Origin of the sequence: Pedobacter arcticus A12, assembly GCF_000302595.1 — a bacterium.
GTDB classification, from domain to species: domain Bacteria; phylum Bacteroidota; class Bacteroidia; order Sphingobacteriales; family Sphingobacteriaceae; genus Pseudopedobacter; species Pseudopedobacter arcticus.
Genome location: NZ_JH947126.1, coordinates 905,719 through 928,944, shown reverse-complemented (window position 1 = coordinate 928,944; position 23,226 = coordinate 905,719). Strand labels below are relative to the sequence as shown.

Here is a 23,226-nt window from a genome sequence, read left to right as displayed (position 1 = left end):
ACGAACAGGGCACAGTGCTCCGCTAAGAGTAAAGCTCTTGAGCTAATATCTCAAAGCAATATTAAAAGATTTTGACAAAATTCATCCGAGTTCAGAAATGAGGGAGCTGAAATTACCAGTGAATTACTGGACAAATATCAGGGAAAGGAAGTTGTTAAGGTTAACTTGATTTAGATAATGTCTTATCTAGCTTTCGAAGCTAAATTACTTATATTCGCTATGTTTAAATTTAATAATGCCCACTTAATATCAATTTTCATTGTTGATTATTAGGTATTTAACTTATAATTCAATGTCATTAATTTACATTCATTTATCTGATATACATTTTGGTCAAGAGAAAGGTGGCGACGTCTATACTCATGATGACGTTAAGGAGCAATTATTGACTGACGCTCATGACTATGTTGGCAATTTTGAAACTAACAAAGCCACTGGTATAATTATTTCTGGAGACATTGCTTATGCAGGTAAAAATAACGAATATGATATTGCTGGTAAGTGGCTTGATAGGTTAACCGCCGCTGTTGGATGCCCACTCACAGCAGTCCAAGTCGTTCCTGGAAATCACGATGTAGATCGAGAAAAAATAACTCCAATAACCCAAAATATCATTGACGACATTATTTCAAATGGTGACGACGCACTAGATAAATATTTGGAAAAAGAAGCCGACAGAGATTTTCTTTACAAACAGTTTGAATCCTATCGAGAATTCGCGGAAGGATATGATTGTCCATTAGACACTGACGGTAAATTAACCAAACATCGAATTGTTGAAATTGCACCAGATAGAAGATTAAAATTCCTAGGTATGAACACAGCTTTGATTTGTTCTAGAAGCGAAATTGAAGAAGGTGGGTTGATTTTGGGAAAAAGGCAAAGAGTGATTCCGAATGAACCGGGACTTGAGACAATAGTTATTGCACACCATCCATTACACTGGTTACAGGATTCGGATGACGCAAGTAAATATATAAAAGCAAGAGCTAGAGTATTTATATCTGGACATGAGCATACTCCATCTCATGAATCTCTTCCCGTTGAAGATAATGGCAATCTATTAATGTTAGCTTCAGGTGCAGCAGTACCTCCTGCGCCTGAGACAGGATTTAATTTTAGTTACAATATTTTGGAATTAAGTTGGCAGGAAGAAACCGATTCGCTCGTTATTAAGATACACGGGCGGTGTTGGGATAACGATAAAAAACATTTTACTGCCGATAAAATAAATTTTTCTGATGGAGTACAAACCTATGTTTTGAATTGTCCAAACTTTAAAAAACTACCGTTAAATGTGGTTTCCCAACCGAATTTAAATGAAGAACGCGAAAAATCAAATGTATTTGAAACGTCGACTATGGAATTCTCCGTGGTTAATAAAACAGGAGGTGTTTTGGAAGAAAAAGAATTTCAATTAGTATTGCTAAAGTATTTTAGAGATTTATCAAGCTCTGAAAGATTAATTGTCTTAACCGAACTTAATGCAATTCCAGCAACCCAATCGGATAGATTGACACATTCTCTTGAGCGAATGATTTTTGACAAACTAGTCAGTGATGGAAAACTGCAAATGATACACGAAAAAATTAACGAAATCTTAAATAAAGCTTAAAACTATGGTAGATATTGCAAAACATATTAGAATTTTCATTACTAACCCAACCGATGAATACGTCTCAAAAAGAATTACTGCTATAAATGCAATTGAAGCTGTAATTAAGAAAAAAACTAATATATCGGACATATATGAATTCATTAATGGTCTACTGGATGCTTTAGAAACCCCTGACAAGCCGAATGATTTTGTAAATGCTGTATCCGTTCCAGCTTTGAAAAAAAGCAGTGCCGCCTTTGTTCCTGAAGAAGAATCTCTACAACTGCTTACATGTACCCTGTTAGCAACGGCGCAGTATTTAGAAAAGACTAAATCATTTGGGCAGAAGCCAACACCTGATTTCATTATGGCTGTTGCCTTTTGGAATGCGTTATCTTTTGCGCAACCACTGAAGGGAAAGGAAAAGTTAGAAACACTTCGGAAAGAACTTATTGCTGTTGCAACTAAAATAGCTACTGACATTTCACTCACCTCACGTGAACGCAAAGAGACAAAACTACGTTCACAAATTGTCCTTACCGAAAACACTTTTGCATCTGTAGTAAGTGGAACTGAAGCATCTTATGGCAAGCTTGTTGACGCTTTCCGTTTTAACGCTTACCTAGATAGGGAAGAAATAGATGTTCTATGGTGGGTGTTAGGAGGTTGGAGTGACATACTCGACCAACAATTGTCTACTTTAAATCCAGTTCAATCATCTGTAATTAGCAGTTTAGAAATTGGTAATTTATTGAAGCGCTTTCCATCAAAAGCCCATACATACATTGCTTGCAGAAATTGCGAATTAAATACTGAACTGAATGGTACTGAGATTAGAGAGCAACTAGAAGCACAAATTGATAAAATTATTTCTGCTCTTACTAAAAACGAAATTACCACATTTCCTAAGATTTTCCCAATTAGTTCATTGATAATTAGCAAGGATAAAGTTCCTGGACTTGCCACAAAAAGAACACTTCACGAGTGGGCAGCCCGTTTGTTAGTAGAATTCTCATTGACGAATATTAATAATTTTGCGGAATGATAGCTGGTGAACTTGAGAAAATTTGTAAAAAGGCGAACTGCACCTTCTCTCAAACAGGGCAATGTGTTTTTAATAATGATGCTTTAACTTGCCCTCAACGTTTAGAATCGATTGCCGATTTACCGATTGAAGAAATCAAGCTAGGAAAAATTGTACTTTCTGCTCCAGAAGAGATGGAGAGATTTTCTTCAAGTTTAACATTAACAACTAATGATACTCAAAAATTAACACGTAACCGATATTGCAAAGTTATTGGCATTCTTGGAGTACCAGGAACTGGAAAGACCGCAAGTCTAGTCAGTCTTTATTTGCTACTAGCACACAGTAAACTTGAAGGCTTTCAATTTTTAGACTCAAAATCAATAATGGCATTTGAAGAAATAAGTAGAGGTGCAAGGAGATGGAATCAAGGTCAACTTCCTGACCAATTAACTGCTCACACTAAACTTCAAGATGAAAGGATAGCTGGATACCTCCATCTACGCCTACAAAGATCGATTGATAACACAGCGATGGACTTGCTTTTAACAGATTTGCCAGGAGAATGGACAACTTCATTATTGGAAACCAATAGAGTAGATAGGTTAGAGTTTTTGAAAGCTGCCGATAGAATTTGGTTAACATTAAATGCGGAAGAACTCTCTGTGTTGAAAAAAAGGCAGCAAGTTGTACACCGAGCTTCACTTGTTATAAAACGGATTGTAGAGTATTTAGGTGGAAAAATGCCAGACGTCACAATTGTTGTCACACATTCTGACAAAACTGCATCAGTTGTAGAGCATTTATCTACTTTGCAAACATTAGCCAAAGGTTTCAATATAACTGTTCGAGAAATTGCTTCTTTTTCAGATAACGAGGGTAAGCCAGCCGGTTTTGGCATAAAGGAGTTAGTGGAAGACCTTTTAAATACGACAGAATTTACAAATTCCGAATTTTGGCCTTCTCAACCCTCAATGCCCGATGACAGACATATTTTAAAATTCATCATCAAAAATAACTAATGAAACAAAAATCGATTATTTTAGTTGGTGGCCCAGATTCTGGTAAATCTAATTATTTAGCCCGTTTATGGCTGGCTCTAGAAAGTCAAAACTTTGACCTTATTTCGGCTACCACACCGAATGATATAAGATATGTAGAAAGTATTGCTGAACATTTACTTCAAGGAGAATTTGTTCCTCGCACAGAACCTGAAGAGAAGAACCGCGAATTTCATGTTTCAGTTAAATCAAAAGATGAAAGTCTTTCAGCTGATATTGTAGTGCCGGATATTCTTGGTGAAATATGGGCAAAGGCCGTATCTACATTGGAAATTCCAGAGAAATGGCTTAAAACGCTAAAAAGTGCTGATTCTGCTATCTTATTTATTAGAGCACATTCTGAAAATAACATCACACCCTTAAATTGGGTTACATCGCAGGATTATTTAAAAATGGGTTATGGAGATAAAGAAAAAGATGACGCACTTCCGACTCAAATTGTCTTAATGGAACTATTAAGGTTTATCGATCAAAACATTAATAGAAAAAGCAATCCAAAACCCAAAGTCTCAATTATCATCACAGCTTGGGACTTGCTGGATGTTGAGGAAGCTAAAAAAGGGCCTGAGGAGTATTTGATGAATGAATTCCCGCTTTTCGCAGGCAGGCTTTCCGATATAGATAGTTTGGAAATTAAATTATTTGGAAGCAGTATTGTAGGTGGAGATTTGAAGGAGGATACATTTGTGAATTCATTCCTTGAGAAAGGAATCGATCAGACAGGCTATGTGGTGGAAAGAGATCATAACGGTAATTTGAAGCACAATAATGATGTGTGCCAACCAATAAGTTGGCTTTTGAGTTAATATTTATAATGTCTTATAATTTTCAAATACATAAATACAAAAACGGGCATCAATTAACTGCTTCATCAATTCAATTGGAAAGAATTGATCAAGATATGGTTGATAGGCTATCTGATATATCGGGACAACTAAGACCTGGAGAGACTTTTGATCCATATTTCACTTTCTACCCAGTACCCTCTGAGAATTTTTTTGTTGTCGCAAGAACATGGCAGGATTTATCTGCTCCTCGTGCAGGATGTGTTCTAACTAAGAGCATCATTTTTAAAATAGATGAATGGGAGACGGAAAATCTTGCACTTTTAGCCTTTAATTCACTAAGAGAGTCATCGTTAGATTTAAATCCCCCTTCGATTCATTCCCATCAACAAATCAAACCTATTCCACAGGTTACGAATGCCCCAATCGGTGAATTAACCGAAGCATTGTTTTTAGAACAACGCAAACCTATAGTTATTTTTGATTGCAAGGAGGTCGAGACTTTGGTCATTCGATTATATTCGGTGTTTTGGCCATCTCTAAAGCGAAGTTTTGCAACCTGTACTTATTCGTTAGCCCCTCGATCAATTTCAAATCGACCATTCGATTTACAATTTTCTACTAATAATATGCGGACACGCTTTAGCGACTGGGTTGGTAGACGAATTGATGGGGCAGTTGATAGCAGAAAAATTGCTAGACATCATTGGACAAATGATCTTGCGGCTCGCATTTTTCAAAGTGATCATCCCTCCGTGATTGACGAAAAAACTTCAGCGGTTTTCAACTTCGAAAGTTCTGGAAATGAAAATCTTTTAAGGATAAGTCTACTTTGGGAGGAGCTATACATACGTGCGACAAGAGATTCCTCACCACTGGCAATACTAGGTCTTCTAGACATTATCAATTCTCAACCAGGTCAAGCAAATGTTTTATACCAGACCTTAGAAACTATTATAAAGCGAAACGTTTCCACTGCATTAAATAACCTAGATAACCAAGAAGCTTGGCAGTTCTACTCTGGACTATTGTTAAAACATAAAAGCAAACTTATGGGTAGAGAAATGATGACTGAAGTACAACAAGCTATCAAGTCTCTGACAGTCTTAGATCCTAAAAGTGCCTTAAATTTCATTTCAGATTTTAGCCCATCAATTGAGCGAATTCCCGCATTGCTCTTTGCAGGAATTGGTGATGGTCTAGCTAAAGCACCTTTCATCCAAAAAATTATTTTTGATAAAAAAATATCTGATAAGCTAGGATTACTACTTTTAGCGACAAGCAGTGATTTTGCTGAATCAGTAATGACGAGATTTGAATATAGTTCTAACTCATTAAGTACAATAATTGAAAGATGCCTATCCCTGAGAGATGAAAAATCTGTTAGTAGAGCTATAAATAATTTATATCCGCATATTTCTTCATTCGCACATAAAAGTGTCGCTGAAACCCTCTTAAGAAATGCAAATTCTGAGCAACATCGTCATATTTTAAAAGCAATTGCAGAGAATACTTCATTTGAATATCGAGAATTTGATGATTTAATTTTAAAATCAGCTATAAGTTATGAGTCATTTTGGTTTCTACTGGATTTAATTATCGAAAACAACAGGGATGGAAAAAGCGATGAACTGTTAATTAAGCTTCTTTATGCCCATCCTGGAATGATAAGGAAGTTCTATTTCGATAATCGAATCCAATCTTCGACTAGAGAAAAAGTATGTGTAGAATTATTTAAAAATTTAAATAATGAAACTTTAATTGTTCTCGCTAAGGATAGCAAGTTATTCCTTGGGATTTGTGAAATATTGATTTCTAAAAAACACTTTGATAGAGTTAAACTAGCTGAATTGTTGTTTTTATCGGATATTTCTGAAGAATCGATTTTAGACATATTATCGCAATTTACGTCAAAAGCACTCAGCTCCATTGCTAGTGAAAGATTAGTAGATTTTTTAGTAAAGTGTTTTGACGATTATGAAAATGCAAACTCCTTAAAATCTATCCTAAGTAAGCTAGATCGTATCGTTGCAAACTCGCTTGTATTGATAGTTTTTGATTCTAATAAATCACTTTCAAGGCTTTCTTCAATTTTTGAATTGTTAATGACATCAGGTGTCGAAGTGAAATACAGCTTGATTGAACATGTCGACCTAGTTAGTGAGAAATTAGCTGATAAGTTACCGGGCAAACTCAACGTAAATATCGTTGGTTATTGGATTAGTCTAATGTATGCTTCAAAAGATGTTGAAAAACAAAGCAAAGCAGCGATCTACATACTTGGCTATGGATTTAATAAAAGTCAAGCAGATCCAACTGAATTAATTTTAGCTTCCTTTCCATTAACATACGAAATATTTCGACAAGGAAGAAATTTTGCTCAGAAACTGGCGTACTGGGTTTTTTCTGATTGGGACAAATGCAAAACACTAAGACACGATTTGATTGAAAGGTATCTTGAATCTAATTGGTCAAGATTAGGGTTAATCCAAATTGCGCAAAAGAGTGGGATTTTAAAAGAAACAGTTTCAATTTTAAGTGATACCAAAAAAGGGAAAAAGTTTTTAAGGCAGGCTAATGAAGAACTCAGAATTTCAAAAGTAAAACTTCCAAAGCCTATAATCAAAATGTTAAATAAATTTGAAAATGATTAGAAATGCTAATGCTTATTTAATATATTTTTGAAGGAAATTCTTAATTATAAAATTAGGAATTAGAAATGGCTTATTATCAAATGTTATTTCAATCTGCGATCCTTTAACAACATATGTACCTTTGAATTTACCCGCTGGTGAGACGAAGTCAAAATTTCCATTGCTTGTGTTACCTATGAATCGTCCCTTTAAGTATTTTGATTGCTCTATGCCAAACTTTAATATTTCGCTAATGTCTTCTTTAAATGGAATCAGTATCGTCATGTAATTAATTTTGTAACGTATTCGTCGTTTTGCTACTATTTAAAATATCAAGGTGTTAAAATTACTCATTTGAATAATTATATTGCAAATTTTGTATTGAATACGTGAATTGCATAGATAAGCAATTGCAACCAATACAATTTTTCAAATCGTTTATTATTTTGGGGCACTTATCGCTAGTTATATAATATAGACTACAATTCTCATCCAAAGGATTCAATTCACAGATTGGCAATATCACCCAACTCATAAAAAGTGCCACTATATTGATCAATAAATTCTTCCTTCAGCTAATAGTCTTCATCTCTATCACAAAATGAACAGAATTCATCACATAAGTTAGTAAACGTTTTAGGAAGGAACCCTAAGATGTTTTGATCTTTGGCCATTAATCGTTTCATAATCCGCAAAAATCCGAAATTGTTTCCTAAATCAATGCTGGACCTAGTACTCTAACTTACGGTCGCGCCATAACTATAATCATCCCAATCTAAAAAGAAATCTTCTTTTTTAGATGATCTAGATTTTATTTAACAGTTTTTGAGGATTCTTTATACCATTATTACGGCTACACCCGAGCATTTCAACCCATAGCCATCTTCAACTTTAACTGCCTCATATCTTCACTCAATTTGCTTTCCACGACTTTAGCATAAACCTGAGTGGTGCGAATAGATGTATGTCCCAGCATTTTACTTACCGACTCGATTGGTACGCCATTGCTGAGCAACAAAGGAACTAGCGGTGGGTTGGTGCAATATCTCGAGAAAGAAAACAGAAAGGAATTGAAAGATTCTTTAGAAGTTTGGTTCAGCTCAAAACAGAAAACCGCAGAAGCTTATGAAGTGAGAAGAGCATTAGACAACAACTTTTCTAAACTCGGTAAAAACGACACTAAGTTTTACCTTATCAACATCAGTCCCAGTCAAAAAGAAATTAGGCATCTGCTGGAAAATTTTGGAGAGCTAGAGGCAAAAGCTGAACTGAAAAGATACGCAGAAAGAGTAATGGATGAATATGCCAAAAACTTTAAACGTCCGGGAGTTGAAAGTAATGAAGATTTGCTGTGGTTTGGAAAATTAGAGAATTTCAGATATTTCAGTCATACAGATAAAGAGGTAAAGAACGGAGAGCGTAAACGTGGCGAAAAGAAAGATGGCGAGCAGATGCATATTCAGATTATTGTAAGCCGTAAGGATATCACGGATAGAATCAAACTTAGTCCACTGAATAATTCCAGAGGTAAAAACGAAAGTCATTCTCAAAAATTGGGGCAGTTTAATCGGGTTGCTTTTAAACAATGTGGCGAGGAGCTGTTTGATAAAGTGTTTGATTTTAAACGAGCGTTTAAAGAAACAGCGAGTTATGCTATCATTCAGAAGAACGGCAATTTGGAACAAAAGGAAAAACTCGACGTTTTGGAAAAAGGCGTTGAAATTAATCCACATGCGAAACCAATAGCTTTCCAACTAGCGAAACAAATCTCGATGGAAAAGAGTTTAAGCTTTATGAACGGCTTTTTCAAAAGCAATCCAAACGAAGGTTTACTGGAAAGTTTATTGAGGGTAGAACCGGAAGTGGAACAGAAGGAATTTTATAAGGGTAAGAAGAAAAAGAAATATCGGTCTCATAAATCGTAAACCGTGAGAGAAAAAACCCATCTGCAAAAGCAGGTTCTTTCATTCGTTCCGCAAGCTGCATTCATTCTTTCGCCCGCTTTTGCCTGCGAACAGGAAAAACTTCACTTCGTACCTCCGTTCAGTATTTCCTAAAAAGACATTCGCACACCTATGACGATATTAACTCTTGCAAATATAAATATTGTTCATTAAATTTGAATGTTCATGAATCATGAACATTGTAGAATTGTGAACATGAAAGAGCAGGAAACTTTACAAAAAGCTATTGAAAAGCTATCTCAGATAACAGATGCAAAAATTAAGAATAAAACTGTAGGGAATAGTTCTGAAGAATCACTTGAAATCGAGTTCAAAAACCACACAGAGACTTTTAGTATTCAGATTAGGAATGAGTTGAGAGCACACAATCTTCCTCTTTCTTTAAAGCGTGATAAAAAAGTCAGCATGCCGAGTTTATTGATTAGTCAATACATTCCTATGCCAATCAAACAGGAGCTAAAAAAAAAGAATGTAAATTATTTAGAAGTTGCCGGCAATTGTTTCATTAGCACACCAAAAATTTTCATCTACATCAACGACCAGCAGGTTACCGAAAGTCGAATTTCTACTGAAGGAAAATTATGGAAACCAGCAGGATTGAAATTTACATTTGCAATTTTAAGATTCCCAGATTTATTAAATAAATCTTACCGGATGATTGCTGATGAAGCAGGAATTGCTTTAGGGAATATTGGCGGACTTTTGAAAGAGCTGACTGTTGAAGGTTTTTTGAAAATTGGAAATACTAATGAGGATAAAAATTACTTTATTGAGAATCAAAACCGTTTGATAGAAAGATGGGCAGAAGCCTATAAATCAAATTTGCGTCCTAAACAACTAGTTGGGAATTTTCGGTTTTTGGATAAAGAAACAGTAAAAGCCTGGAAAGCTATACCAAAAGAAGATTTTAATTGGGGCGGAGAAAACGCTGGTGCATTATTAACCAAATTTCTACAACCGGAAAAGTTCACGATTTACACACTTGAAAATAGAGCTAAATTGATGAAGAGTTTAAAACTTGTGCCGGATATCGATGGCAATGTAGAAATCTTAACACAATTTTGGAAGAGTGAAGGTATAGATATAGGAGTTGTACCTCCGTTGTTGGCTTACGCCGATTTAATCACTAGTTTTGATAGCCGTAACCAAGAAACCGCCGATCGAATTAAAACACAGCACCTTGAATAAGTTATTATTAAGTCCAGTTTTTGTTGAAATGCTAAAGAACATGGAGGCTGTTTTTAAAGACTTTGGAATAGATTATTATTTGGTGGGTGCTGTAGCTAGGGATATTCACTTGTCGGCAGATATAGAAGCTGAGGCGTTAAGAAAAACTGAGGATATTGATATTGCCATAACAATTAATGATGCAGGTCAGTACAACGAATTAAAAAAAGCGTTGATCTCCACAGGAAATTTCACTGCTGATCCTACGGAAGCCATAAAGCTTTATTACAAAAGTGCAATTGAGCTCGATTTACTTCCTTTTGGCGCAATAGAAAGCATCAATAGAACAGTTAATCTGAAAGACCCAACCTTCATTTTGAACATGCCAGGTTTTAAGGAGATTTATCCTTTTGTCAATGACATTAAAGTAGAAAGCAACTTTACCGTCAAAGTGTGCACTATGGAAGGAATAATACTGCTAAAGTTACTTGCTAATAGCGACAGACCACAACGAACAAAAGATATTTCCGACATTGAGCATATCATAAACGTATATTTCGACTTATATTCAGGCAACATCTACGACGAGCATTTCGATATTATGGATTCATATAACAGCGATCAAAGCGATTATTTGCAATTGGTATGTAGTAGGGTAATCGGAAGAAAAATAAAACAATTATTAGAAGGTTCCGAACAGTTAAGTCAACGTATTGAGCAAATATTGGCGAAACGTCCAACAGCTTGGTGGCAAGCAATGCTGGATGGAATGAAAGATAATTTATAGCTCAATTAAATTTGCTTGTAATTCAGTAATAGATTATTTATTTTAGCATAAATGTTCATTGAAAATCAGATTAAATAACAATTAAAGAGTTCAAATTAGGTTAATAGGCAATAAAATAAAAGTGTCCTATTAGGCTTCCTAGTCTGGGTTTAATTGATGTATATATCTTATAATCAATAATTTAAGGAATTAGTTTGGCGTACTGCCATCCCGACTGAGACACAGTCTAAATGAGTACAAAACCCTCTAAATATCATAATTTAGAGGGTTTTCTGTTTTTTAACAGTCTATCTTAGTACATCATAATCTACCTGTCATGTGAACAATAGAGTGAACACTTTTAAATATTAGATTTGTTCACGGAAAACGGTTTAACTATCAGTAATACTGAATTTTACATAATAATTTTTAAACTGAAATGTATTCATATGAATCACTTTTTTGATTTTCCTGCGAACTGTTTTGAAAAATAAATTTAAAACAATCCATGTATTAAAAATTAAAAAAATGAGAACGAAAAACACATTCGGAATCCACTATGTACTTAGAAGTAGCCGTGGTGGAAAAGGAAAATCTGCAATCTATGTAAGAATTGTAGTCAACAAAACCCGTAGCGAAATGTCACTGAAGAGGTCGGTTGCGGTTGAAGAGTGGAATGAAGCAAAGGGAATGGCAAAGCCCAAAAACGATTCTTTAAAAGCACTCAATAGTTATTTGGAAGAAATTCGAAGTAAGCTAACATCTTCCTATCAAGAATTTGTATTGGAGAGCGAATTTGTAAATGCTGATGCAGTAAAGAACAGGTTCTTGGGAGTAGAAGAACAGAAACACACCCTGAACAGTCTGATGGACTACCATAACTTGCACATGATAGAAGTGTTGGCGATTGGTACAATGAAGAACTATTATACCACCGAAAAGTACCTCAAAGAGTTTGTTGCCAAGCAGTTCAAAAAAGAAGACTTATATCTTACAGAATTGAATTATGAGTTCATTACGCTTTTTGAATATTTTTTAAGAAAACACCAGCCCGTAGATCATCAAAAAGGAATGACTAATAATGGGGTAATGAAACATCTGGAGAGATTCCGGAAAGTGATAAGACTCGGCGTAAAAATGGAATGGCTGGATAAAGACCCTTTTGTGATGTTCAAATTGAAATTCAACAAAGTAGAGCGGGGTTTTCTAACAAAAGAGGAGCTGTTCGCTATTGAGGATAAAGAAATCAAAATTCCACGAATTCAGTTTGCCAGAGATGTTTTTGTTTTCAGTTGCTATACAGGAATGGCTTACATTGACGTAATGCAACTCACTCCGCATAACGTGATAAAAGGTATCGATGGAAACAAATGGATAAAAACGCTTCGCGAAAAACCGATACAGCCGTAAACGTTCCTTTACTTCCTAAAGCGTTAGCTATCGTAGAACAATACAAAAACCACCCACGGTCCGTCGCCCAGGGAACACTCTTTCCTGGAATTTCTAACCAAAAGCTCAACAGCTACCTAAAAGAGATTGGCGATATATGTGGTATCCACAAAAATTTAACTTTTCACTTGGCTCGTCATACTTTCGCAACCTCGGTTACGCTTTCCAATGGCGTACCTATCGAAACCGTAAGTAAAATGCTTGGGCATACCTCTATAAGAACTACCCAGATCTACGCAAAGGTGGTAGAACACAAAGTAAGCTTCGATATGGATGTACTTAAGAGCAAACTGGAAAATGATAAACACGAGATTTTAAGGAGGGCGTTATAATGAAAGCGTTAAAAACGGATAAATTATTCAATGCTGTAAGGGGTCTTATTGAAGAATCGAGAAGGTCTATTGCGAGGCAAGTAAATACTGCCATGGTGTTTACCTATTACCATATCGGAAAAATGATTGTTGAGGATGAACAGGATGGCGCAGAACGAGCCACTTACGCTAAGCAAACCCTAAAATTGTTGAGCACTAGCTTAACAAACGAATTTGGACGAGGTTATTCAGTAGATAACTTGGAATCGATGAGGCTGTTTTATATTGAATACGGAAATTCCGAGACGGTGTCTCGGATTTCTGAACTCCCTTTCAAGTTAAGCTGGTCTCACTATGTTCAACTTCTAAAAATTAAGGATAAAGCGGAACGATATTTCTACGAAGCTGAAAGTGATCAAAATAATTGGTCGGTAAGAGAACTCAAAAGACAATACAATTCTTCTTTGTATGAGGGGTTAGCATTAAGTAAAGACCACAATGAAATTATTGCAAGTTCACAGAAAGGTAGAATTTCAGAAAGCCCTATAGATACCTTGAAATCTCCATTTGTTTTAGAATTTTTGAATTTAAAAGAAGATTACCATTATTCTGAAAGCGATTTGGAAAAAGCCATCATTGATAAACTTGAACAGTTTATGCTTGAATTGGGCAAAGGCTTTTTATTTGAGAGCAGACAGAAAAGAATAACTTTAGATGGTGACCATTTTTACATTGACCTTTCCTTTTACAATCGTTTATTAAAATGTTTCGTTCTGATAGATTTGAAAATCGGCAAATTGACCCATCAGGATATTGGTCAGATGCAGATGTATGTGAACTACCATGACCGTAAAATTAAATCTCCAGATGAAAACCCGACTATTGGCATCATTCTTTGCAAACAGGAAAGCAAAACTGTTGTGGAGTTTACACTGCCGGAAAATAATGAACAGATTTTTGCGAGGGAATATAAGTTGTATTTACCGAGCAAGGAAGATTTGAAGAGGCAATTATTATAAAGTCCATAAGACACTCTTGTTTATAAGCGTTATAATTAACTCGATTATTTTTTATGGCACTTTAAGTCAACTAAAATAGATTTCAGGTTTTGTGTTATATTAGAGCTGGTTTTGGAAAGACCGTTGTTCTTAAAGGATCTATATGAAAAATGTATTCATTCTAATATTCCAGTATTAGGTCTTAAGGCTGATAAATTATATTCTAACACAAAAGAGGGGTTACAGCAAAGTTTGGGTAATTCAATGCCTGTCTACAGCTTTATTAAAGAGTGTAAATTGAATTTTCAAAAACTTGTAATACTAATTGATCAAATCTAATAATATCTTTTCAGGATTTCCCTAGTATTATCGGACAGTAAGAGCCACAAAATGAAATTGAAAATGAGCATTCGTTCCTTATAGCATTTTATTTACGTAAGGTTTATTTAAAGATTTAAATAAACTTATCTTTGATAGGTTGTATTGAGGAAAAGAATTTTCGTCTATTAAGTGAAAAAGAAATCTATACTTTAATGAATTCATTATTGAATGTAATTAATTCTATGGTCTTAATTACATCCAAAATGATAGTCAGTAATAAATAATTGATATTTTGTTAATGCCAAATTGGTTTCTTCGTTTTATTACAATAAATTGTTTAATTAGTGATCTTTTGAGAAGAAGGTACTTTTAGAGTGGCATGATTTCTAAATACGATAAAATTCGTCAATTATACATAGAACGTCTTTCGGGGATGTTTACAGAAGAAGATGAATTAGGTTTTCAAGAACTTTTAGAGTTAGATGCCAATGCCCGAAAAATTGTCCATGCATTAGAGGAAGAAAGTAATAACAGCCATATTAAAGATTTTCTGAAAGAGACAGATGAAGATGTTGCACTTGAGGAACTAAAACTTAAGTTGAAGCGAAATCAACGTCTTTCAAATTTAACGCCATGGCTAATCGCAGCTACAATAACTAGTGTAGTCGTGTTAACCGTATTATGGCACCCTAAACAAAATATAATACCTGGAAATAAAAATCAGGTTACTCATGATAAATCCGTAACTGTAAGCCTAAAGTTAAGCAATGGAACATCTGTAGAATTGTTAAATGATACTTCTAGTGATACTATTGCTATTGGCAAATTTAGGATTTTAACAAAAAAGAGTACTCTTGAAGGAACAGAAGGAGAAGTTTCCTCGGCCATGAATGTGCTCACTGTGCCAGCAAAGAAAGATTATAAAATTGTATTGTCGGATGGCACTCGGGTTTGGCTAAATTCGCAATCTACATTAACGTTTCCTTTTAAGTTTAAAGGAACTACGCGTGAAGTAACTGTAGAAGGTGAGGCATATTTTGAAGTTGCAAAAAATGCAGCCCATCCTTTTATTGTGCGTACAAAGCAAATAAGTATACGCGTTGTAGGTACATGCTTTAATGTAAATACTTATAATCCAAATCTTATTATAACATCCTTAGTGAAGGGTAAAGTGAATTTGAGTAGTCAGAAAGGTAAAACAATCTCATTAATATCCGGATATGAAGCGCAGTTTAATCCTGATAAAGGATTCGTTCTTCAGGAATTTAATCAGGAAAACGTACTTTCCTGGATAGATGGTATTTATTATTTACAGAACACTCCTCTTGGCAGCCTTAAAGAAGTAATATCTAGATGGTTTGATGTAGATGTCGTTTTCGACAATCCCGAATTAAAAGATTATCAAATTACCGGAATTTTAGAAAAGGGGCAACTATCTGACTTTTTAAAAGACCTGAAAACATCTGCAAAAATAGAATATAGTTATTCTGGAAATATTTTGCATATTAAATAGAATGTTCCTATTCCAGAATTAAAACCTTTCCTTTTCCAATCCTGAATTAATTCAGAAAATTCACACCTAGCCTTCACCCAATTGGTGTTTATTTGTGTAGTTAGCTTAACCAATTAGATATAAATATGCCAAAATTAAGTTTTACAGGCCGTAACTATTTTTACTTTTTTTCTACCCTGATAGGAATTGTTTTTTTTATGCTATTTAATGAAGCAGCTTTTTCACAAGAAAAGCCAGTTTTGCAAAAACTAAGTGTAAAAGGAACAAATATCACACTTCAGCAGGCTTTTCAACAGATTAAAAAAGAAACAGGATTAATTGTTTTCTATACCAATCTGGTTTTAAATGACAAAGAAAAAGTATCAGTTAATTTTAATAATGCTCCCTTAAATGAGGTTCTTAATTATTTGCTTAAAAATAAGAACATTAGTTACCAAATTAGAAGAGACAAAGTTATTGTATTAGAAAAAAAAGTATCTGTAGGAGGGGGCAGTGCTAGTAAAAGTTCTTTCATAGTAAAAGGAATCATTATAGATGTTAAAAATATTCCTTTACCCGGAGTGATTATAAAGCAGAAAAACGGTACCTCTACTGCTGTTTCGGATGCCAAAGGCAATTATTCTATTTCTGTATCTGGCCAGGATGCAAATTTAGAGTTTACCTATATGGGATTTGAAACACAGGAAATTGCAGTGAATGACCTAAAAAACATCAATGTTGTTCTTAAAGAGAAATTAACCGGATTGGATGAAATCGTGGTTATCGGATATGGAACTACAACCAAAAGAGATTTAACAGGTGCTGTAGGAACAGTGGTTATGAAAGACTTAGAGAAAGCTCCGGTAAGGTCTTTTGAAGAAGCTCTTGCTGGTCGAGTTGCCGGGGTAGAAGTGAGCTCTCCAGATGGTCAGCCCGGTTCAGCAAGTAGTATCGTTATTAGAGGAAATAACTCTATTACCCAAGACAACTCTCCTTTATATGTAATAGATGGTTTCCCTTTAGAGGATGTTGACAACAATACTTTAAACCCTGCGGATATTGAGTCTATAGAAATTTTGAAAGACGCTTCGGCAACGGCAATTTATGGAGCAAGAGGGGCCAATGGTGTAATCATAATTACTACTAAAAGAGGGAAAGTTGGTGAGCCAGTAATTAACTATAATGGCTACTATGGTGTGCAAAAAGTAATTAAGGAAATAAAGTTGATGGAGGCTTATGACTTTGTGAAATTACAGCGAGAGGTGAATAGTGCAGGTGCTATTAGTATCTATGGTCCTGTAGTTGATGATGATAGATATAAACTTTCGCCTGGTATAAATTGGCAGGATGAAGTTTTTAAGTCGGCCCCTATGCAAAATAATTATATAAGTATTAACGGTGGAACAAGCAAAACAAAATATTCTATTTCAGGATCCATACTTAACCAAGATGGTATTATTCTGAATACTGGTTTTAATCGTTACCAAGGAAGAGTGGTTTTGGATCAGGCTATCAATAACAAATTGAAAGTAGGGGTAAACTTAAATTATAGCGGAACAGATAGTTATGGTGTGTTAGCCAGTAGCAGTTTCGGAAACACCAGTTCATTAAGTATCATGTCTAGTATATGGGCTTATAGGCCAGTATCTGGTAATGTAAGCGACGAGGATTTATTGGAAGAATTAATTGATCCAAGTATAGAGGAAACTAGTGATTACCGTACAAATCCTAAGAAAACTGCTATAAATACATCGAATAAATTGGTGACAAATACCTTTTTTGCTAATCTCTTTGCAGAGTATATGATCACTAAAAACTTAAAACTCCGAATCACTGGTGGAGTAAACAAATCCGCCAGCCGTAGAGATGTATTTTATAATTCAAATACATATCAAGGCAGTTTATTTAGTGCAAGCTCTAAAGGAGGTCCCTATGGCTCAATTTCAACTGTGCAAACAGATAATTTTTTAAATGAGAATACTTTAACCTATTCAAAAGTTTTTAATAAAGTGCATCGCTTAAATTTAGTAGGAGGTTTTACCTATCAAAAAAGAAGTGGGAACATATTTGGAGCAACAGCATTTAGTGTGCCTAATGAGGAACTGGGTGTTTATGGATTAGACGAGGGAGTACTTAGCGCTCTTCAATCATCTCTAACAGAAAGTAAGCAGGCATCTTTTTTAGGAAGAGCAATGTATAACTATAAATCTAAATATTATGCTACTGCCAGTTTCCGTACTGATGGTTCTTCCCGTTTTGCTCTAGGTAACCAATGGAGTTATTTCCCTTCAGGGTCACTAGCATGGCGTTTTAGTGGTGAAGATTTTATGAAAAGCTTACCATTTGTTTACGATGCAAAACTAAGAGCAGGATATGGAGTAACCGGCAATAACAGGGTTACAGATTATGCGTTCCGAGCTATACAGGCCATGCCCACAAATGCGGCTTATGCTTTTAATAATGGAGTAACCCCAGGTAGCGTTCTTACGGCTTTATCTAATAATGATTTGAAATGGGAGAGTACAGGACAGTTTGATGCCGGATTGGATTTGGATCTTTTTAAAGGAAGGATCCAGTTTACTACAGATTTTTATATTAAAAAAACTTACGATTTATTATTGAATTCAGGTCTTCCGGGTAGCGTAGGGATATTAAGTACCTTTAAAAATATTGGCGAAGTACAAAATCGTGGATGGGAATTTAGTTTAACAACTGTTAATATTCAAAAGAAAGATTTTAAATGGAGTTCTAATTTTAATATATCATTTAATAAAAATAAAGTTATTGATCTTACAGAAAATCAGGAGGCAATAACGACCTCAGTTGGATGGGATAGTGGTTTTAAAATGCCCTTATACATTGCCAAAAAAGGAGATCCAATCGGTCGTTTCTATGGCTTCGTTTGGGAGGGTGTTTATCAAAAATCTGATTTTAACTACCTTCCTAATGGAACACCCTCACTTAAAGACGAAGTGGCAACAAATGGAGGTACCAGGGCTAGTATCCGACCCGGAGACGTGAAATATAAAGATTTAAATGGCGATGGTATTTTAAATAGTGATGATTATACCATGATTGGGAATCCTTACCCAATTCATACTGGTGGTTTTAGTAATAACTTCGAATACAAACAGTTCGATCTGAATGTTTTCTTCCAATGGTCTTATGGAAATGATGTTTTTAATGCTAATAGACTCTTTTTTGAAGGTTCCAGCGTGGCAAGATCGCATCAAAATCAATACGCGTCTTATATAGATCGTTGGAGCGAAACTAATCAGGAAAGTAAAAATTTCCGGGTAGGTGGACAAGGACCTTACGCTTATTCTTCCCGTGTAGTGGAAGACGGCTCTTACCTTCGTTTGAAAACTGTGTCATTAGGTTATAATTTACCTGTTAAGTATGCAAAATCTCTTAAAATAAGTGCACTTAGGGTTTATTCATCGGCGCAAAATATTTATACCTGGACAAATTATTCCGGTCAAGATCCCGAGGTTTCTACCAAGAACTCAGCATTAACAACAGGATTTGATTATTCTCCTTTTCCAAGAGCCTTAACATTTACTTTTGGCTTAAATGTTACATTATAAATAGGTCTGTCGTTTAATATATAAGAAATGAAACATATTAGTAAAACATTAGCAGTATTAATCCTTTTTATTATGGGTTCCTGCAAAGATATTTTAGAAACCACTCCTAAAGATTTTCTAGATCCTGAGGAATATTATACAAAGGAAGAACATATAAAATCGGCGCTTACAGGAGTATACGCTCCTTTAGGAACAGAGGCAATGTACCATCTAAATCTTATTGGGAGTCTTACCAATGCAAATGATGAAGTCTTAAGATCTGCTACTTCCGGAACCGGACTAACTGGAACGATGGTGTATAATTATTCCGCTTCTGATGCCGCAGTATCTGGTTTGTGGGATGCATGCTATCTGGGTATAAATAGAGCTAATACTTTACTTGCAAATATTGATAAACCTCAAATGGATGAAATATTAAGAGAACAATATAGAGGAGAAGCATTATTTCTTAGAGGATACTATTATTTTGTCTTGGTTGATAACTGGGGTGGTGTACCGCTTAGATTAATCCCTTCAAAATCCTCAGCTGTAAATGTAAATATGGCAAGGTCATCTGTAGGAGCAGTTTATGATCAGATTATAAAAGATATGACAGCAGCCGAGTCATTAGTTGCTAAAATTTCAACATTAGGATTTAGTGGTCGTATTTCTAAAACAGCTGTACAGGGTATATTAGCTCGTGTGAATCTAACTATGGCAGGATTTCCGCTAAAAGATGAAAGCAGATATGCTGAAGCTGCTAAATGGACCAGCAAGGTGATTAATAGTGGAGAACATGCATTAAATAATGATTATCGCCAAATATTTATTAATCATACAGCTGATATTTATGATATTAAAGAATGTATTTGGGAAATAGAAGCGTATGGGAACAACAATAATACCGGTGCATACCAAGAAGGTTCATGGCTGAGTACTTTTGGTCAGATTATTTCTACAGACCTTCAAAACCCGGGTTATGGTTACGGTGCTTTTTATGCAACTGCGAAACTTTACAATTTATATGATGCTACAGATTATAGACGCGACTGGTGCATATCTCCTTTCCGTTACAATGGTAGTGTAAAAGCTGCGGTAACCACATTGTACAATCGTTTCCCCGGAAAATGGCGTCGTGAATACGAACCGTCTCCAAAATCTAAAAACTTCGGTCCTACAAATATTCCAATGTTGCGCTATTCAGATATTCTTTTAATGAGAGCAGAAGCAATTACAGAAATGAAAAAGGCAGCGGACCCTTTAATGGTTGATACTGTTAATTTAGTAAGAAAAAGAGGTTACGGAACATTTCTTTTTGGAGATACCCTAAACAGAATTACAGTTACCAACCAAGGCGTTAACTATAGTGCTGGTAATATGCCTGTAATTACCATATCTGGCGGTGGAGGCACTGGAGCAGCTGCAGTAGCAGTTTTAACAGGTGATAAAATTTCTGCTATTAATATTACGAGTGGAGGAAAATTTTATACATCAGCACCCACTATAACTATTACAGTTCCAACTGGCGGAACAGGAAGTAATGCGCTTGCAACGGCTACTATAACCGCTGTTTCTCCCAATTTATCATCGGCAAAAACTGCATCATACACTACATTTATAGAGGCTATAAAAGAAGAACGAAGTCGCGAATTATGTTATGAAGTATTACGTAATCATGATCTTAAACGCTGGGGTATTTTTATTACGCGTATAAAAGAAGTTGCTAACGAAATAACAATAAGTAGCCCAACCATATACCCAGCTTCTTTTAAGTTTTTATCCCGGGCCGGAGATAATATAGATCAGAGACATCAGCTTTTTCCTATTCCGGCAAGCGAATTATCGTTAAATAAACTGGCAACCCAAAATCCAGGATGGTAGTATTAGATTAAATAAATTTGAGTGATATATGAAAAAAGTTAGTTTTATTTCAAAAGCATTAATTATGATTTTACAACGTAAGTCATTTATATTCATACTATTTGTTGCTATCTCTATGATTTGTGCATGTAGAGATACAGAAGTAAGTGAGCCTTCTTTTGCTATAGAGGCATCTGCAACTACAGTAAATGTAGGCGATAGTATCAATTTTAAATTTTCTGGACACCCAAACCTTATTACATTTTATTCAGGAGAACCTAATAAGGAATTTAAATACCGTAAAAGAGCAAGCATAGAAGACGGGAAAACAACTTTGGAGTTTTCTACTACTAATGCAGTAAAAACTACTCAAGCAAACGGATTTACAGTTTGGGTTTCAACTGATTTCACCGGAGTTAACTCTGCCGTAGCATTAAAGTCCGCTACATGGACAGATATAACAGCGAATATAAATTTGTCTACTGGTGCTAATGTTGTGCCTTCTGGTATAGTAGATTTAAACCAGTATGTTTCATCAACAGAGAGTAATAAACCCATTTTTATAGCATTCAGATATAATGTAGCGGCATCTGCCGGGCAGGGGACATGGGTAATTAAAAGTTTCAATATAAATAACACTACTCCTTCGAGGATTTTTGACCTTGCAAATATTGGAACAGCAGGTTGGGTTGCCACCAGTATTACTAATCCTAGTCTTAACTGGGTTATTGCACCTGCCGAACTTACCATTACTGGACGTGGCTCTGGTTGGGTAGCAACCGAAGATTGGGTGGTTACAAAACCACTTTATATCAATAGAATAGCTCCAGATACAGGTCTTACAATTAAAGATACGGCTTCGCCGGTAAATGATTTCCAGTATGCATTTGAAACACCGGGGACTTACAATGTAAGCTTTGTAGCTGCAAATGCAAATTCTAAAAATCTAAAAGAAACCGTTAAAGAAATAACCATTTTGGTTAATTAGTAATATTATTAAAAAAAAAGAAAACACAGATTATAATAATATGATCAGGTACTATTTGTTTTTTATTGCTTTATTAGCAGTAAACTCTAGCAACGCTCAAGAAGATAATTCATCAAATAAAGGATTATTAAATCTAATAAATGAAGATTTTAAAGATGCGGATGCTCAATATAAATTTTTTAAAACTCAGATTCCGCTAAATGAGTTACCTAGAACACTTGATGAAAAAGGTAAACTAGTAACTAGCGGGTCCGCCTGGTGGTGTAGCGGTTTTTACCCAGGGACATTGCTTTATTTATATGAAAATAGTAAAGATACTGTTTTATATAATGAAGCTATAAGAAGACTTAAGCTACTGGAAAAAGAACAATATAATAAAACCACACACGATCTTGGTTTTATGATGTATTGTAGCTTTGGCCATGCCAATCGTTTAAAGGCTAACGAAAAGTATAAACAAATTTTAATAAATAGCGCAAAATCTTTAAGTGATCGTTTCGACCCAAGAGTAGGCTGTATTCGCTCGTGGGATTCAAAAAAGTCATCAGAATTTTTAGTGATTATTGATAATATGATGAATCTTGAATTATTGTTTTATGCAACAAAAATAACTGGAGATTCTTCTTATTATAAAATTGCCGTTTCGCATGCTGATGTAACCATGAAAAATCATTTTCGCCCAGATTATAGCTCGTACCATTTGGTAGATTACAATCCAGAGACAGGAGAAACCAATGTTAAACGCACTCATCAGGGTGTTGCAGATGAGTCTTCATGGGCAAGAGGGCAGGGTTGGGCATTATATGGTTATACTACCATGTATCGTGAGACAAAAGATAAAAAGTACCTTGATTTCGCAAATAACATAGCCAACTTTATTTTAAATCATCCCAATTTGCCAGCAGATAAAATTCCTTATTGGGATTTTAATGCTCCAGAGGTTCCAAATGCACTAAGAGATGCTTCTGCTGGATCTTTAATAGCATCAGCATTAATAGAACTGGCAGGGTATAACAAAGGAAATGTCTCTAAGAAATATTTGGGAGTAGCTAGGCAAATTATAAAAACACTGTCAACTAAAGAATATAAAGCGGTAGTAGGTACAAATGGCGGTTTTTTATTAAAACATAGCGTAGGAAGCATGCCGCATAAATCTGAAATAGATGTTCCTTTAACCTATGCCGATTATTATTATACAGAGGCATTATTAAGGTATAAAAATCTAATAAAGTAATTAGTAAATC

The 23,226-nt window shown here is 35.1% G+C and carries 16 protein-coding genes and 1 pseudogene; 16 read left to right on the top strand and 1 reads right to left on the bottom strand.

Going from position 1 to position 23,226, the window contains the following annotated elements:
* Nucleotides 1-292: 292 nt before the first annotated feature.
* From B176_RS0111100 to B176_RS0111080, 5 genes are read left to right on the top strand one after another with little or no spacing between them, the layout of a single operon-like run.
* Nucleotides 293-1,615 (top strand): metallophosphoesterase, encoded by a 1,323-nt coding sequence (locus B176_RS0111100; RefSeq protein WP_017258884.1) that lies wholly within the window; start codon nt 293-295, stop codon nt 1,613-1,615.
* Nucleotides 1,616-1,619: 4 nt separating this feature from the next.
* Nucleotides 1,620-2,642 (top strand): GTPase-associated system all-helical protein GASH, encoded by a 1,023-nt coding sequence (locus tag B176_RS0111095; protein ID WP_017258883.1) that lies wholly within the window; start codon nt 1,620-1,622, stop codon nt 2,640-2,642.
* Nucleotides 2,639-3,643 (top strand): TRAFAC clade GTPase domain-containing protein, encoded by a 1,005-nt coding sequence (locus tag B176_RS20280; RefSeq protein WP_017258882.1) that lies wholly within the window; start codon nt 2,639-2,641, stop codon nt 3,641-3,643. The genes B176_RS0111095 and B176_RS20280 overlap by 4 nt, the downstream gene beginning before the upstream one ends.
* Nucleotides 3,643-4,488, top strand: coding sequence for a TRAFAC clade GTPase domain-containing protein (locus B176_RS0111085; RefSeq protein ID WP_017258881.1), 846 nt, complete (start codon nt 3,643-3,645; stop codon nt 4,486-4,488). The genes B176_RS20280 and B176_RS0111085 overlap by 1 nt, the downstream gene beginning before the upstream one ends.
* An 8-nt stretch (nt 4,489-4,496) precedes the next feature.
* Entirely contained in the window at nt 4,497-7,121 is a 2,625-nt protein-coding gene (locus tag B176_RS0111080) for a GAP1-N1 domain-containing protein (RefSeq protein ID WP_154647951.1), read from the top strand.
* Between the two features lie 847 nt (nt 7,122-7,968).
* Here B176_RS0111080 and B176_RS20635 read toward each other — a convergent pair.
* Nucleotides 7,969-8,112, bottom strand: a pseudogene (locus B176_RS20635) (site-specific integrase); the annotation flags it as partial.
* Between B176_RS20635 and B176_RS0111070 the strand changes: the two are divergent.
* The 11 genes from B176_RS0111070 to B176_RS0111020 all read left to right on the top strand — a co-directional run bounded on the left by B176_RS0111070 (nt 8,048) and on the right by B176_RS0111020 (nt 23,216).
* Nucleotides 8,048-9,025, top strand: a complete 978-nt coding sequence (locus tag B176_RS0111070; RefSeq protein ID WP_017258878.1) for a DUF5712 family protein — start codon at nt 8,048-8,050, stop codon at nt 9,023-9,025. The pseudogene B176_RS20635 and the gene B176_RS0111070 overlap by 65 nt on opposite strands.
* Before the next feature lie 204 nt (nt 9,026-9,229).
* Nucleotides 9,230-10,252, top strand: coding sequence for a type IV toxin-antitoxin system AbiEi family antitoxin (locus B176_RS20275; RefSeq protein ID WP_017258877.1), 1,023 nt, complete (start codon nt 9,230-9,232; stop codon nt 10,250-10,252).
* Complete coding sequence (locus B176_RS19450) at nt 10,245-11,018, top strand: nucleotidyl transferase AbiEii/AbiGii toxin family protein (RefSeq protein ID WP_154647950.1); 774 nt, start codon at nt 10,245-10,247, stop codon at nt 11,016-11,018. The genes B176_RS20275 and B176_RS19450 overlap by 8 nt, the downstream gene beginning before the upstream one ends.
* A gap of 507 nt (nt 11,019-11,525) precedes the next feature.
* Nucleotides 11,526-12,407 (top strand): site-specific integrase, encoded by an 882-nt coding sequence (locus B176_RS19445; RefSeq protein ID WP_237739822.1) that lies wholly within the window; start codon nt 11,526-11,528, stop codon nt 12,405-12,407.
* Nucleotides 12,368-12,778, top strand: coding sequence for a site-specific integrase (locus B176_RS21415; RefSeq protein ID WP_237739821.1), 411 nt, complete (start codon nt 12,368-12,370; stop codon nt 12,776-12,778). The genes B176_RS19445 and B176_RS21415 overlap by 40 nt, the downstream gene beginning before the upstream one ends.
* Nucleotides 12,778-13,776: a PDDEXK nuclease domain-containing protein gene (locus B176_RS0111050; RefSeq protein ID WP_017258875.1), complete on the top strand. Its 999-nt coding sequence runs from the start codon at nt 12,778-12,780 to the stop codon at nt 13,774-13,776. Before B176_RS21415 ends, B176_RS0111050 begins: the two co-directional genes overlap by 1 nt.
* A 679-nt stretch (nt 13,777-14,455) precedes the next feature.
* A complete protein-coding gene (locus tag B176_RS0111040; RefSeq protein ID WP_017258873.1) occupies nt 14,456-15,589 on the top strand; it encodes a FecR family protein in 1,134 nt (377 codons plus the stop codon).
* Nucleotides 15,590-15,714: 125 nt separating this feature from the next.
* The gene (locus B176_RS0111035; protein ID WP_017258872.1) at nt 15,715-19,155 is read left to right on the top strand and encodes a TonB-dependent receptor; all 3,441 of its coding nucleotides are present in this window, start codon (nt 15,715-15,717) and stop codon (nt 19,153-19,155) included.
* Nucleotides 19,156-19,182: 27 nt separating this feature from the next.
* Nucleotides 19,183-21,015, top strand: a complete 1,833-nt coding sequence (locus B176_RS0111030; RefSeq protein WP_017258871.1) for a RagB/SusD family nutrient uptake outer membrane protein — start codon at nt 19,183-19,185, stop codon at nt 21,013-21,015.
* Nucleotides 21,016-21,043: 28 nt separating this feature from the next.
* Nucleotides 21,044-21,982 (top strand): DUF5017 domain-containing protein, encoded by a 939-nt coding sequence (locus tag B176_RS0111025; protein ID WP_017258870.1) that lies wholly within the window; start codon nt 21,044-21,046, stop codon nt 21,980-21,982.
* A 40-nt stretch (nt 21,983-22,022) separates the two neighbouring features.
* The gene (locus B176_RS0111020; RefSeq protein ID WP_017258869.1) at nt 22,023-23,216 is read left to right on the top strand and encodes a glycoside hydrolase family 88 protein; all 1,194 of its coding nucleotides are present in this window, start codon (nt 22,023-22,025) and stop codon (nt 23,214-23,216) included.
* Nucleotides 23,217-23,226: the final 10 nt, after the last annotated feature.